The 14,349-nt window shown below is 56.3% G+C and carries 14 protein-coding genes; 12 read left to right on the top strand and 2 right to left on the bottom strand.

Features of this window, described 5'->3' with window-relative positions; all coding sequences use genetic code 11:
- Window positions 1-122 precede the first annotated feature (122 nt).
- Window positions 123-635: an RNA pyrophosphohydrolase gene (locus FHR99_RS13170; RefSeq protein WP_183411170.1), complete on the top strand. Its 513-nt coding sequence runs from the start codon at window positions 123-125 to the stop codon at window positions 633-635.
- The gene (ptsP, locus tag FHR99_RS13165) at window positions 635-2,926 is read left to right on the top strand and encodes a phosphoenolpyruvate--protein phosphotransferase (protein ID WP_183411634.1); all 2,292 of its coding nucleotides are present in this window, start codon (window positions 635-637) and stop codon (window positions 2,924-2,926) included. Before FHR99_RS13170 ends, ptsP begins: the two co-directional genes overlap by 1 nt.
- Before the next feature lie 8 nt (window positions 2,927-2,934).
- Here ptsP and FHR99_RS13160 read toward each other — a convergent pair whose 3' ends face one another.
- Window positions 2,935-3,702 (bottom strand): NRDE family protein, encoded by a 768-nt coding sequence (locus FHR99_RS13160; RefSeq protein ID WP_183411169.1) that lies wholly within the window; start codon window positions 3,700-3,702, stop codon window positions 2,935-2,937.
- 113 nt (window positions 3,703-3,815) lie between these two features.
- Here FHR99_RS13160 and FHR99_RS13155 point away from each other — a divergent pair, with 113 nt between their 5' ends.
- The 10 genes from FHR99_RS13155 (at window position 3,816) to FHR99_RS13110 (ending at window position 12,363) form a co-directional block, all read left to right on the top strand.
- A complete protein-coding gene (locus FHR99_RS13155; RefSeq protein WP_183411168.1) occupies window positions 3,816-4,607 on the top strand; it encodes a sulfite exporter TauE/SafE family protein in 792 nt (263 codons plus the stop codon).
- Window positions 4,608-5,432: a prolipoprotein diacylglyceryl transferase gene (lgt, locus tag FHR99_RS13150; RefSeq protein ID WP_183411167.1), complete on the top strand. Its 825-nt coding sequence runs from the start codon at window positions 4,608-4,610 to the stop codon at window positions 5,430-5,432. It begins immediately after the preceding gene.
- Window positions 5,429-6,268, top strand: coding sequence for a thymidylate synthase (locus tag FHR99_RS13145; protein WP_183411166.1), 840 nt, complete (start codon window positions 5,429-5,431; stop codon window positions 6,266-6,268). The genes lgt and FHR99_RS13145 overlap by 4 nt, the downstream gene beginning before the upstream one ends.
- Window positions 6,265-6,768, top strand: a complete 504-nt coding sequence (locus FHR99_RS13140) for a dihydrofolate reductase (protein WP_183411165.1) — start codon at window positions 6,265-6,267, stop codon at window positions 6,766-6,768. The genes FHR99_RS13145 and FHR99_RS13140 overlap by 4 nt, the downstream gene beginning before the upstream one ends.
- Before the next feature lie 429 nt (window positions 6,769-7,197).
- Window positions 7,198-8,034, top strand: coding sequence for a DUF3450 domain-containing protein (locus tag FHR99_RS13135; RefSeq protein WP_183411164.1), 837 nt, complete (start codon window positions 7,198-7,200; stop codon window positions 8,032-8,034).
- On the top strand, window positions 8,034-9,422 hold the full coding sequence (locus FHR99_RS13130) for a MotA/TolQ/ExbB proton channel family protein (RefSeq protein WP_183411163.1): 1,389 nt from the start codon (window positions 8,034-8,036) through the stop codon (window positions 9,420-9,422). Before FHR99_RS13135 ends, FHR99_RS13130 begins: the two co-directional genes overlap by 1 nt.
- A gap of 3 nt (window positions 9,423-9,425) precedes the next feature.
- On the top strand, window positions 9,426-9,953 hold the full coding sequence (locus FHR99_RS13125; protein WP_183411162.1) for a MotA/TolQ/ExbB proton channel family protein: 528 nt from the start codon (window positions 9,426-9,428) through the stop codon (window positions 9,951-9,953).
- A gap of 11 nt (window positions 9,954-9,964) precedes the next feature.
- Complete coding sequence (locus FHR99_RS13120) at window positions 9,965-10,372, top strand: ExbD/TolR family protein (RefSeq protein ID WP_183411161.1); 408 nt, start codon at window positions 9,965-9,967, stop codon at window positions 10,370-10,372.
- A 6-nt stretch (window positions 10,373-10,378) separates the two neighbouring features.
- Window positions 10,379-10,981 (top strand): energy transducer TonB, encoded by a 603-nt coding sequence (locus tag FHR99_RS13115; RefSeq protein ID WP_183411160.1) that lies wholly within the window; start codon window positions 10,379-10,381, stop codon window positions 10,979-10,981.
- Window positions 10,978-12,363, top strand: coding sequence for a tetratricopeptide repeat protein (locus FHR99_RS13110; protein WP_246386932.1), 1,386 nt, complete (start codon window positions 10,978-10,980; stop codon window positions 12,361-12,363). Before FHR99_RS13115 ends, FHR99_RS13110 begins: the two co-directional genes overlap by 4 nt.
- 80 nt (window positions 12,364-12,443) lie before the next feature.
- Here FHR99_RS13110 and ilvD read toward each other — a convergent pair whose 3' ends face one another.
- A complete protein-coding gene (gene ilvD, locus FHR99_RS13105) occupies window positions 12,444-14,291 on the bottom strand; it encodes a dihydroxy-acid dehydratase (protein WP_183411159.1) in 1,848 nt (615 codons plus the stop codon).
- Between the last annotated feature and the right edge of the window lie 58 nt (window positions 14,292-14,349).

Raw genomic sequence — 14,349 nt, 5'->3', positions numbered from 1 at the left:
TTGCCAGCGGGATTTGTCCCGATTCCCTGAATCCGGGAATTGTGGAACAATGAAATGTCTGCGACAGTAGCAAAAATGTCGCACTAACAATAAATTACGGAAGAATTGACGAGAGAGTTCGAGTGATAGACGCGGAAGGATTCAGACCCAATGTCGGCATGGTACTGGCGAATGGCCGGGGCCAGGTGCTGTGGGCGCGTCGTGCCGGGCAGAATGCCTGGCAGTTTCCCCAGGGCGGGATCAAGCAGGGCGAGAGCCCCGAGCAGGCCCTGTTTCGGGAGCTGGAGGAAGAGGTCGGACTCAAGCCCGAGCATGTGCGCCTGTTAGGAGCCACGCGAGGCTGGTTGCGTTATCGCCTGCCGCAGCGTCTGGTGCGTCGCAACGGTAATGGGCCGGTGTGCATCGGCCAGAAACAGAAATGGTTCTTGCTGGAATTTCTCGGCGCCGATAGCGACGTCCATCTTGCGGGTGATCCCGCCAAGCCTGAGTTTGATGCCTGGGATTGGGTGAGTTACTGGTACCCGGTCAATCAGGTGGTTACCTTCAAGCGCGATGTGTATCGCCGGGCAATGAAAGAACTCTGTCCCCGTCACAGTCGTTTGGTCAGTGGTGAGGCAGGGAGGTCCGGCAGATGATGCTCGACGCCCTGCGGCGGATTGTTCAGGCGGTCAATACGGCTGACGATCTGCAATCGGCGCTGGATATCATGGTGCAGCGCATTGCCCAGGTGATGGGCGTTGAAGTCTGCACGGTCTACCTCAAGGATTTCGAAACCGGCCGTCTGGTAATGATGGCCAACCAGGGCTTTAACCCCGAATTGGTGGGTGTGGTCAGCCTGGCGGAAGACGAAGGTCTGGTTGGTGTGGTTGCCCGGCGTGAAGAACCCCTCAATCTGGACAACGCCGAAGAGCATCCGAATTACTTCTACCTCGAGGGTATAGGCGAAGAGCTCTACCACTCCTTTCTCGGTGCGCCGATTATCCACCAGCGTCGTCTGCACGGGGTTTTGGTTGTTCAGCAGAAAGACAGCCGCCGCTTTGATGAAGACGAAGAAGCCTTTCTGGTCACCATGTCGGCCCAGTTGGCTGGCGTCATCGCGCACGCCAAGGCGACCGGTGCGATTGGTGGCAAGAACCGTCAGCGGGATGCGTCGCGCAGTGCAGAATTTACCGGTATTGCCGGTGCGCCCGGTATTGCCATGGGTACCGCTGTACTGGTGATTCCGGAAGCGGATCTCTATGCGGTGCCAAGCCGGCCTTGCGAGGATATTGAGGCCGAGGTCGCCTTCTTCTTTCAGTGTCTGCAGGCGGTGCGGGAAGACATTACCAATATCAAGAACCGGCTCCAGGACAAGCTGGCGAAGGAAGAGCGGGCCCTGTTCGACGTTTACCTGAGCATGCTCGATGACCGCGCGCTGGGGATGGAAATTGAGAGCCGTATTCGCGAGGGCGAGTGGGCTCAGGGCGCGCTGGCACAGGTGGTGATTTCGCACGTTCGCACCTTTGAAGGTATGGAAGATGCCTATCTCAAGGAGCGGGCAACCGATGTGAAAGATCTCGGTCGGCGAGTGCTTGCTTACCTGCAGACTGCTAATACGAGAGATATTGAATACCCCGAGCGCACCATTCTCGTTGGGGAAGAACTGACCGCCTCGATTATGGCAGAGGTTCCGCGCGAGAAGTTGGCCGGTCTGGTCAGCGTGCGCGGCTCCAGCAATTCTCACGTCGCCATTCTGGCGCGGGCAATGGGTGTGCCCACCATCATGGGCGCGGTCGATCTGCCGTTCACTCAGGTCGAGGGTGCCAATCTGGTGCTCGACGGCTACAACGGCATAGTTCACTACAATCCGGCGAAGGAGCTCTATGCCCGCTTCGAGGCGATTTACGCCGAGCAACAGGAGCTGAGTAAGGGGCTGGAAACCCTGCGCGACAAGCCCAGCGAAACGCTGGACGGTCACCGGATGCCGCTCTGGGTCAACACCGGCTTGATGGCGGATGTGGCGCGCTCGATCGACCACGGCGCCGAGGGTGTCGGCCTGTACCGAACGGAAATTCCTTTTCTGCTGCGCGAGCGTTTTCCCAGTGAGGAAGAGCAGCGGGTGATTTACCGCGAGCAGTTACAGGCTTTTTCGCCGCTGCCGGTCACCATGCGCACGCTCGACATCGGTGGAGACAAATCCCTGCCGTACTTCCCGATTGACGAAGAAAACCCCTTCCTCGGCTGGCGTGGTATTCGGGTTACCCTCGACCATCCGGAAATTTTTCTGGTACAGGTTCGGGCCATGCTCAAGGCCAGCGTCGGTATGGATAACCTGCGCGTCATGCTGCCCATGATCAGTAATGTGCCTGAACTGGAGGAGGCGCTGGAACTGATTTACCGGGCTCACGACGAGCTGGTGGATGAAGGCATCAAGGCCAAGTTGCCGCCGATCGGAGTGATGGTCGAGGTGCCCTCGGCCGTCTATCAGGCGCGTGAAATGGCGCGGCGGGTCGATTTTCTTTCTGTTGGCTCGAATGACCTGACTCAGTACTTGCTGGCGGTTGATCGCAACAACTCCCGGGTGGCGGACCTGTATCACTCCCTGCATCCGGCCATACTGCGCGCTCTGTATGAGGTGGCCAACGCCGCGCAGGCAGAAGGCAAGCCAGTGGGTATCTGCGGTGAGTTAGCGGGTGATCCGGGCGCGGCGATTCTGCTGTTGGCCATGGGGTACGACATGCTGTCGATGAATGCCAGCAGCCTGCTGAAGGTGAAATCGGTTATCCGCAGTCACAGTCTGGCAGATGCCAAGAAACTGCTGGAAAAGGCCCTGGAGCAGGAGTCGTCGGCGGACGTCAAAGACCTGGTACGCGAGGCCATGACAGCCGCCGGCGTTGATAAGATGCTGCAGCCGTCCATGGGCGATCAGTTGCGCGCCAAGCGTTGAAGCTTGGTTCAGGCGTTCTCGGCGGCGGCCAGATCAAAGCGATTAAAGGCGATATCGACGGCGCGACCGGGCTTGCCTTGCTCGTCGAAGGGTTGCTCGAAAAACCTGATATTGCCGAGCGTATCGAACAGCACTACGGTTGTCGCACGGGTGCCGTAGCCATGCTCTCTCAGGTCGACGAAAAAGGCGGATAGCGCCTGTTCTCGTTTGTCGTCAGAGCTCAAGGTGGGCTCGCTGTCACCCAGAAGCTCGATCAGACGCTCAGGCGTCGGGGACTTGTGCAGGCATCGGGCCATTGCCGCGCGGGCGACATCGACCTTGCGCTCATCGGCATCGATGCGGGAGTTGCCGATTACATGAATGCCCGGGTCCAGTAATTTCTTTTGAGGATTATTGTCGGCGGTAAAGGCTAATTGCTCGCCGTCGAACAGCAACAGGTTGAAGGGATTGTAGAGACTCTGTTCCTTTGAAATCTGTTTTAGAAATACCTCGCAGGGCGTGTCGCTGAGTAGATAGCGAGCCACGAGTTCGCCGCGGGAGCGTCCGTTGGCGGGTAGGTCGCCGCCGCGATAATTGGTCACGGCAGCAAGATGACCATGGCGATTGACGCCCAGCCAGGTGCCGCCTTTTTCCATGTCGCGGCCGCCGAGCACCGACGGGGAATCTTTCCAGAAATGGGCCGGAATGCTGGGACGCTGAAAAAACTCATCGCGATTGGCGGCGATGATCAGCGGAAATTTGGGATGGCTTTTCCAAGCTGCAATAATCAGGCACATAAGAACAGTTTACTCACGCCCATTTAAAAACATGATAGCAGGCAAAGTGTGAAACAGAGCAAGTTTTCTCGGGTATCTGTCCTGATTTTCGTCGAAATTTACAGAACTAAGTCATGGTGTTAGTTAGCTATCTTCTGGTCGGAGCGATTGCCGGGCTAACCGCAGGGCTGTTTGGGGTCGGCGGTGGTTTGATTATTGTGCCGGCGCTGGTGTTCAGTTTTACCCTGTTGGAATTTCCTGCGGCGATATTGATGCAGCTCGCCATTGGTACCTCGCTGGCGACCATTGTGTTTACCTCGATCAGTTCGGTTCGCGCCCATCATCTGTATGGCAATGTGGACTGGCCCCTATTCTGGAAACTGGCGCCCGCCATCGCCCTTGGCGTCATATTGGGGGTGCATACAGCAGCGGGTATGGCAGGGGCACTGCTGCAGCTGTTATTTGGTGCGTTCGCCCTGCTGGTTGCCTTGCAGATGGGGCTCAACTTTAAACCCAAGCCCGGGCGGGTGGTGCCGGGGCGTTTGGGTTCGTCCCTTGCGGGCACTGTGATTGGTTATGTATCGGCCTTGTTTGGCATCGGCGGGGGTTCGCTGACGGTACCCTATTTGAGTTGGTCCAATGTGCGGATGCAGCAAGCGGTCGGTGTGTCGGCGGCTTGTGGCCTGCCGATTGCGCTGGTGGGTTTTGCCACTAATATCTGGGCGGGCTGGGGTCGAGAGGGCTTGCCCACCTACAGCACCGGTTTTGTCTACTGGCCGGCCTTTCTTGGCATCGTGTCAACCAGTACCCTGTTTGCCCGCGCCGGCGCCCGTTTGGCCCAGCGATTGCCCGAACGGCACCTGAAGCGTGTATTTGCGCTGTTTCTCGGTATCATCGGCCTTCAGTTTATTCTCAGGAATCTGTAAATGTTGACTCACCCTGCCTTTGACCCGGTAGCTGTTCAGCTCGGGCCAATCGCTATTCACTGGTACGGCCTGATGTATCTGGCCGGTTTCGCCGCCGCCTGGTGGCTGGCGCGTCAGCGCAGCGCCCAGTCCTGGCGACCCGTCAATCGCGATCAGGTTGACGACATTATCTTCTACGGTGCATTGGGCGTGGTCCTCGGCGGCCGACTTGGCTATGTGCTGTTTTATGGCTTTGATCGCCTGCTGGCGGATCCCCTGTGGCTGTTCCGGGTAAACGAGGGCGGCATGGCCTTTCATGGCGGCTTGATCGGGGTGATCGTTGCGCAGTGGTGGTATGCGCGCAGCCAAAAATTGCGCTTTGGCGAATTGATGGATTTCGTGGCGCCATTGGTGCCCATTGGTCTGGGGCTCGGCAGGCTCGGTAACTTTATCGGTCAGGAGCTGTGGGGGCGGGCCAGTGATGTGCCCTGGGCCATGGTGTTCCCGCGCGACCCTTCGCAATTGCCCCGGCATCCGTCCCAGTTGTATCAATTCGCCCTTGAAGGGGTAATATTGTTCGCCATCGTTTTCTGGTTTTCGCGCAAGCCCCGCCCGGAGTGGTCGGTGGGTGCGGTGTTTGTCCTGTTTTACGGGCTGTTCCGCTTTATGGTGGAATTTTTCCGCGAGCCGGACGCGCATATCGGCTTTGTTGCCTTTGGGTGGCTGACTCGTGGGCAACTCTTGTCATTGCCGATGATTGTGGCGGGAATCGTTATTCTGGTTTGGGCGTATCGCCGCGCGGCGGCTGTGCAGGCGCTATCGAAGCAAGGTAAAGGAAAAGCATGAAACAGTATCTCGATCTGATGCAGGATGTGATCGATAACGGCGTAGACAAGTCGGACCGCACTGGTGTGGGCACGCGATCGGTTTTCGGGCGTCAGTTGCGCTTCGATTTGCGTCAGGGCTTTCCACTTTTGACGACCAAGAAAGTCCATTTGCGCAGTGTTATCTATGAATTGATCTGGTTTCTTAACGGCAGCTGCGACAATAACTGGCTGCGCGAGCGCGGCGTTAGCATTTGGGATGAGTGGGCGCTGGAAGACGGCGACCTCGGACCGATCTATGGCAAGCAATGGCGCAGTTGGGCCTGCCCTGATGGCTCTACCATCGATCAGATCAGTGAACTGATTCGGATGATTCGCACCAAGCCCGACTCCCGGCGTTTGATCGTTAGCGGCTGGAACCCGGCAGATCTGCCGGACGAAACCCTCAGCCCGCAGGAAAATGCGCGCCGCGGCAAGGCAGCGCTACCACCCTGCCATACCCTGTTCCAGTTTTACGTGGCGGAGGGGCGCTTATCCTGCCAGTTGTACCAGCGCAGCGCCGATCTATTCCTTGGGGTGCCGTTCAATATCGCAAGTTATTCCATGCTGACCCATATGGTCGCTCAGCAGTGTGATCTGGAGGTGGGTGAGTTTGTGCACACCTTTGGTGACTGCCACCTTTACCTCAATCATCTGACCGATGACATTGTCTACGAGCAGCTGAAACGCAAGCCCGGTCCGCTGCCAACCCTGCGTTTTGCCCGGCGTCCGGAATCCATCTTCGACTACGAGTTTGAAGACTTCATTTTTGACGACTACAACCCGCAGCCGGCGATCAAGGCGCCGATTGCCGTATGAGCGGCCTGCGCCTGGCGATGATCGCAGCCATGTCACGCAATCGGGTGATCGGGCGCGACAATGCGCTGCCCTGGCATATCTCGGCTGACCTCAAGCACTTCAAGCGGACAACGCTCGGCAAGCCGGTGGTGATGGGGCGCAAGACCTATGAATCCATCGGTCGGCCGCTGCCGGGCCGCACCAATATTGTGGTTACCCGCCAGCAAGGCTATCAACCCGACGGTGTTCGCGTGGCCACCAGCACCGAGGCGGCGCTGGCGCTGGCCGAAGAAGTGGCTGTGACCGACGGCGCCGAGGAAGTGATGGTGATCGGCGGAGAGCAGCTTTACCGTTCCCTGCTGCCTCATGCAGATCACCTCTACCTGACGGAAGTGGATGCGGAGGTAGAGGGGGATGCCTTTTTCCCTGAGCTTGAGTCTTGCTGGGTTCCTGTCAGTGAAGAATCCGGTGAAGAAGCGGGCTGGCGATTCCGTTTTGTGGAGTACCAGCGCCGGGGCTGAGCCGCAGAAAATTCGTTAGGCAATTGTTCACAAATCTCTCTTAAAAGGTGTTACCGCAAAAAAACCTTAAGCTTTCCTAGCCTAATATCAGGAGCGAAAAGCTTAGATACGTGAATTATTTGTGTCATATACCGTAGGCGCCTGTTTAATAAGTGAGCAAAAGCTGCGACTTCTGCTCGAAAAGTGGTCAGGTACTTGTGTCAGGTTGATAAAGTGTTACCGAAAAGTGGATTTTTCGTAACTTGAGTACACGTTGCGTCGCGAAGTTTTGGAGTCTGGGGCCGCGCTGGCCGGGTCGTTGATTCTTAAGAATGCTCGTGATTAAAATGTGGTTCGCTGTGACTAATTACAGGTTTGTAACTTGCAGCTCTTTTTTAGAATAAAACGGTCTGCTTTACACACATGTCCCTAATAGGAAAAGCAATCCCCATGAATATGCATCGATTGAAATCAGTCGCGCTGGCAGTGTCGCTAACCATGCTGACTCTGTCTGCCGCACAAGTTCATGCTGCATCGTCTGATGAAGAAGCAGGCGAGGAGGCAGCGGCTGCGCCGCCAGAGCCGAAAACCACCGTTAAGGAGGTTCTGTCGGTCGGCCACAAGAAAAACGAAGCCGCGCGCAAGTCTCAGGTTCGCATTGACAAAATCGCCGCTGAGACCCGCGATCTTCTGACCGACTACAAAACGGTCATGAAGCAGGTTGATGGCCTCAAGGTATACAACGCCCGCCTTGAGAAGCAGATCACCAACCAGATTCGTCGCATCAAAGAGCTTGAGGCATCAATTGGTGAGGCAACGGTTATCCAGCGTCAGATGATGCCGACCATCATCAAGATGATCGACGGTCTGGAAGAGTTTGTGCGTCTCGACGTTCCCTTTCACAAGGAAGAGCGTGAGCAGCGCATTGAGTTCCTGCGCGCCAACCTGGATCGCTCCGATGTGTCTATTGCGGAGAAATTCCGTCAGGTGCTGGAAGCCTACAAAATCGAAACCGAGTACGGTCGCAAGATCGACACCTATGCGGGTAAAGCCGAGGTTGATGGCGTCGAGCGTGACGTGAACTTCCTTCGAATCGGCCGTATCGCTCTCCTGTACCAGACAACTGATACTGAGAAATCCGGCATGTGGAACAACGAGGCTCGTGAATTCCAGGCTCTGGGCAACGACTATAAGAGCGCAATCCTGAAAGGTCTGCGTATCGCCCGTAAGCAAGCCTCTATCGATATTATGAAACTGCCGATCGCTGCGCCGGAGGATGTTCAGTAATGAAAAAGACAATGTTGAAATCCGCATTGATCGCTCTGGGCAGCGCGCTGGCAATTGTGTCCGCGCCGGTTGTCGCCCAGGAAGCGAAATCCCTTGATGAACTGCTCCGCTATGTCGAGCAGGGTCGCGTCAAGGAAGCCCAGGAAAACCGTGCTCGTGAAGAGCGTTTCAAAGCTGCCCGTTACCAGCAGAAAGAAATGCTCGACGAAGCCCGTGAGATGCTGAAGAGCGAAGAAAAGCGCTCAGCGGCTCTGGAAGGCAAGTTTGAAGAGCTTGAGCTGATCCTGACCGACAAGCAGCGTCAGCTGAAAGAGCGTCTGGGTACCCTGACCGAACTGTTTGGTCACCTGACTTCTACCGCTGGTGATCTGCGCTCCAACTACCAGAACTCACTGGTCAGCGTTCAATTCCCTGGGCGTGAAGAGTTCGTAAACAAGCTGATCGAGAAGATGACTGGCGCAGAGCAGCTGCCAAGCATCACTGAGATCGAGAAAATGTGGCACGCCCTGATGGTCGAAATGACTGAATCAGGCAAAGTGGTGCGTTTTGAAACCGACGTGACTGACGCTTCTGGTGAAACTACCTCTCAGAAAGTTACCCGTGTCGGTACCTTCAACATCGTTAACAGCGACGGCATGTACCTGAAGTACGAGCCCGAAACTGAAAGCCTGCAAGTGCTGCCGCGTCAGCCGAGTGGTCCTTTCATTGGCTGGGCTGAAGAGCTGGCGAACGCCAACGAAGGTATCCACGCCTTTGGTGTTGACCCGACAGGCCCGACAGGCGGTACCTTCTTGTCTGCCTTGATCGACAGCCCGACTCTGACCGAGCGCTGGCACCAAGGTGGCGTGGTTGGTTACATCATCACCGGTGTTGGTGTGGTAGCGCTGATCATTGCCCTGTGGCGTCTGATTGCCCTTAGCCTGGTAGGTTCGAAAGTGAACGCACAGCTGAAGTCTGGCTCTGCGAACGACAACAACCCGCTGGGTCGTGTGCTGAAAGTTCACGAAGAGAATCCGAACATGGATTCCGAGACCCTTGAGCTCAAGCTGTCTGAAGCGGTACTGAAAGAACTGCCGAGCCTCGAGAAGTCGCTCAACCTACTCAAGATCATTGCTGCGGTCGCCCCGCTGCTGGGTCTGCTGGGTACGGTTACCGGTATGATCATCACCTTCCAGGCGATCACCATCTTTGGTGCTGGTGATCCGAAAGCGATGGCAGGCGGTATCTCCGGTGCACTGGTAACTACCGTACTGGGTCTGTGTGTTGCGATCCCGACGGTACTGCTGCACACCGTAGTAAGTGGCCGTTCCAAGAAGATCATCCACATCCTGGAAGAGCAGAGCACAGGTCTTGTTGCTCAGCACACCGAGGGTAAACAGGGAGCATAATCCATGTATCAGCTGTACGAATGGGCAGACATCATTCGGCGCTTCATGGATGCCGGTGGCGATGTACTCTGGTTGATCGCCGCCGTGACCTTCCTGATGTGGACACTGCTGTTTGAGCGCTTCTGGTTTTTCCGGTTCGGCCTCGGCGGCGAAGTTGACCAGGTCATGCAGGTCTGGGAGGGCCGCAGCGAGCGGAAGTCGTGGAATGCCCACGCTATTCGCGAATTGCTGATCTCCCAGGTGAATCTCAAGATTCGCGAATCCCTGCCGCTTATTCAGACTCTGGTGGCGCTTTGTCCGCTGCTGGGTCTGCTGGGCACGGTGACCGGGATGATCGAGGTGTTCAACATCATGGCCGTTACCGGCGGTGGCGATGCCAAGTCCATGGCAGGCGGTGTTTCCAAAGCAACAATTCCGACCATGGCCGGGATGGTTGCAGCGCTGTCAGGCGTATTCGGGAATACCTATATCACCCGAATTGCCGAGCGCGAAAGTGAATTGCTGAAAGACCACCTGACCACAGATCATTAAGAGATTCCAACATGCGCAGAATGAATAGAGCTGGAGCTGAAGAAAACGCTTCCGAAATTGACCTGACGCCGATGCTCGACGTGGTCTTTATCATGCTGATCTTCTTCATTGTGACCGCGTCCTTTATCAAAGAGGCGGGCATTGAGGTGAATCGGCCGGAGGCTTCTACAGCCAATAAGAAAGAGAACGTCAACATCCTGGTGGCGGTAAACGGCACCAACGAGATCTGGATTGACAAGCGACGCGTGGACAAGCGTTCAGTGCGTTCGGTGATCGAGCGTATGCACGCCGAGAACCCGAAAGGTGCGGTTGTCGTGCAGGCCGACAAGGCCTCTAACACCGAAACCGTGACTGCGGTAATTGACGCAGCGCGGGCAGCAGGTGTTTACGACGTGTCACTGGCCACTGATGATGATTAAAGGCTTATGAATAGACTTAGACTACTCATAGGCGCTGCGCTTGGCTTTGTCGTAACCGCCGCCTTGTTCGTGCTGATGCCGACGCTGATCGAAACAGCCGACAAGTCGCTGGATGAAAAGCCGGCCACCCGCATCGCCGATATCGATATGCCGGACCGGGATATTGAAACCAATATCGACCGCAAGCCGGACAAGCCACCGGAGCCGGAACAGCCGCCGCCGGATATGGAACAGCCGGAAATGGAAGATGTTAATCCTGACGTGGAAGCCGTGAACATGGCGCCCAGTCAGCAGATCTCCCTGACCAATGCCCAGGGCGGCCTGTCAGCGTCAGACGGTGAATATCTGCCTATCGTTAAGGTAGCGCCGATCTACCCCCGTCGCGCCCAGAGCCGTGGTGTGGAAGGTTACTGTACGGTCGAGTACACCGTAACCAAATCCGGCACCACTCGGGACATTACTCCGGTTGACTGTTCGCCGCCGGGCTATTTTGAGCGCGCTTCTGTGAAAGCTGCAGAGAAGTTCAAGTACAAGCCGCGGGTTGTGGATGGTGATCCGATCGAAGTGCCCGGCATCCAGAACCGTTTTACCTACGAGTTGGATAAATGAAGACTGACAACATGATACAGAGCAAACCGTGTAGCCGTGTTCAGTCAGTCGGTCGCTGGCTGTCAGCGGCCGCGCTGGGGGCCGCCGTCACCTTTTCGGTGCCCCTGGTCACGACTGCGGTCGAGCCGCTGCTGGGTCAATCTGCCTTGGGTAAGCTTCAGGCGCAGGAAAAGAAAAAGCAGCAGACTCGCCGTACGCCGGCGATTCGCGCCAAGGTTTTTGAAAAGCTTAATGAAGCGCAGGTACTGGCTGAAGAGAAGAAGTACAACGAAGCGCTCGGCAAGCTGAATGAACTGCGTGACAAGGAAGGTCGTGGCGCGCTGAACAGCTACGAGATGGCCAACCTGTACAACCTGTACGCCTTTATCTACTTCACCAAGGAAGATTACGACAAGGCGTTGGGTGCGTACGAACAAGTTATCAAGCAGCCCGACATCCCCTACGCAATGGAAGTGAACACCAAGTTCACAATTGCTCAGCTCTACTTTGTAAAAGAAGACTGGAAGAAGGGCGTTAACACGCTGCTGAACTGGTTCAAGCTGAAAGAAGAGCTGGGTGAGCCGGTGGGTGCCAACGCCCACGCCCTGTTGAGTCAGGGTTATTATCAGCTTCAGGATCTGCGCAAGTCATTGCAGCATATCGAGATTGCCATCAACGACTACAAGTCGAAGGGCAAGATTCCGAAGGAGCAGTGGTGGGGCTTGCAGCGTTACCTCTACTTCGAGAAAAACGACGTTAAGAAAGTGGTCGAGATTCTTGAAGAGACGCTGAAGTACTATCAGAAGAAGGCCTACTGGCAGCAATTGGCTGCAATGTATGGTGAGCTCAAGCGTGAGAAGGACATGGTTTCAGCCATGGAAACGGCTTACGTGCAGAAGCTGCTGGAAAAAGAGAAAGAGCTGATCAATATGGCCTATCTCTTCCTTTCCATTGAGGTGCCTTACAAGGCGGCCAAGGTTATCGACAAAGGTATCAAGGCCAAGCAGATAGACCCGACCTCCAAGAACCTGGAACTGCTGGCTAACTCCTGGCGTCAGGCTCAGGAAATCAAGCGCGCCATTCCCGAAATGCGTGCGGCGGCAAGCAAGTCGGACAAAGGCGAGCTGTGGGCCCGTCTGGGTAATATCTACCTTGATAACGACGAGTTCGAGAAGGCTGCCGAGGCGGTGCGCAACGGCCTGAAGAAAGGTGGTGTGAAGCGTCCGGACAGCGCCCAGCTGGTACTCGGTATGGCTGAGTTCAACCTGAAGAACTACGACGAAGCCCGCAAGGCCTTTAAAGAAGCCAAGAAGAGCGATCGCTCCAAAACCTATGCCGAACAGTGGCTGCAGTTTATGGAGCGCGAACTGGCTCGAGAGAAGGCACTGGCACAGGAAGTGTGAGTTTCTCTTTCCATTAAAAAAGGCGCCTCAAGGCGCCTTTTTTGTTGCTCGTTTTTTTGTGAAAAAGCGGGCAGGGCGTATCAGCCGCCCACTTGTGACAGGTCGCGCACCGCACCGCGGTCGGCACTGGTTGCCATTAATGCGTAGGCTTTCAGTGCAGTAGATACCTTGCGCGGTCGCACTTTAACCGGCTTCCAGGCAGCATCACCCTTCGCTTCCATCGCCTTGCGTCGAGTCGCGAGCTCTTCGTCGCTCAGCTTCACATTGATGCTGCGGTTTGGTATGTCTATCTTGATAATGTCGCCCTGTTCTACCAGCGCGATCGCGCCACCTGAAGCGGCTTCCGGTGAGACGTGGCCAATCGACAAGCCGGAGGTGCCGCCGGAAAAGCGGCCATCAGTCAGCAGAGCACAGGCTTTGCCCAGGCCTTTCGACTTGATGTAGCTGGTCGGATAAAGCATTTCCTGCATACCCGGGCCGCCTTTGGGGCCTTCGTAGCGAACGACAACAACATCTCCCGCTTTAACCCGGTCATTCAGAATGTCATCGACGGCATCTTCCTGACTTTCACAAATATGCGCCGGGCCTTCAAAGACCAGAATGCTTTCATCGACGCCCGAGGTTTTAACTACACAGCCGTTCTCCGCAATGTTTCCGAACAGAACCGCTAATCCACCTTCCAGCGAAAACGCGTTGTCGATGGAGCGGATGCATCCGTTGGCACGATCGCTGTCGAGGCTCGGCCAACGCGTGGCCTGGCTGAAGGCTTCCTGTGTCGGAATACCTGCGGGACCGGCTTTGTAGAAGGTTTTAACGGCGTCGTCTTGCGTCTGGACGATATCCCACTTGGCCAGGCCTTCCGCCATTGTCGGGCTGTGTACTGTCGGACAGTCGCCGTGCAGCAAGCCGGCGCGATGCAGTTCAGACAGGATGCCCACCACACCACCGGCGCGGTGCACGTCTTCCATGTGATACTTCTGGGTGTTGGGCGCGACCTTGCAAAGCTGGGGCACTTTACGCGACAGGCGGTCAATGTCCTGCATGGTAAATTCCAGCTCGGCTTCCTGTGCGGCTGCCAGCAAATGGAGAATGGTGTTGGTCGAGCCGCCCATGGCGATATCGAGGCTCATGGCGTTTTCAAAGGCCTTGTAGCTGCCGATGTTACGGGGCAGTACCGAGGCGTCGTTGTCTTTGTAAAAACGCATGGCAAGATCCACGATGCGTCGACCGGCTTCCAGAAACAGCTCGCGGCGATCCGCGTGCGTTGCCAGCAGCGAGCCGTTGCCGGGCAATGACAGGCCCAGGGCCTCGGTTAGGCAGTTCATGGAGTTGGCGGTAAACATGCCCGAGCAGGAACCACAGGTAGGGCAGGCGGAACGCTCGTACTCCTCGACGACTTCGTCGCTGACGCTGCTGTCGGCAGCGATCACCATCGCGTCGACCAAGTCCAGACCGTGATCTGCTAGTTTGGTTTTACCGGCTTCCATCGGACCGCCGGAAACGAAAATAGCCGGAATATTCAGCCGCATGGCGGCGTTGAGCATGCCGGGAGTGATTTTGTCGCAGTTTGAAATACACACCAGCGCGTCGGCGCAGTGGGCATTGACCATGTATTCCACCGAGTCGGCGATCAGGTCGCGCGAGGGAAGGCTGTAGAGCATGCCGTCGTGACCCATCGCAATGCCGTCATCGACGGCAATGGTATTGAATTCCTTGGCAACGCCGCCGGCTCGTTCAATTTCGCGCGCGACCAGTTGGCCCATATCCTTGAGGTGAACGTGGCCGGGCACAAACTGGGTAAAGGAGTTGGCGACGGCGATAATAGGCTTTTTGAAGTCTTCATCTTTCATGCCGGTGGCGCGCCAGAGCGCACGCGCACCCGCCATATTGCGTCCGGCGGTAGAGGTTTTTGACCGGAAATCAGCCATGGGTGTACACCTGTGTTACGTGAAATTTGAGGGCCAATAGTCTACCACAGCGCGGGTT

It is taken from the genome of Litorivivens lipolytica, assembly GCF_014191715.1.
GTDB lineage: Bacteria > Pseudomonadota > Gammaproteobacteria > Pseudomonadales > Spongiibacteraceae > Litorivivens > Litorivivens lipolytica.
Note: the sequence above shows the minus strand (reverse complement) of the source record. Positions and strands in the feature narration are given on the sequence as shown.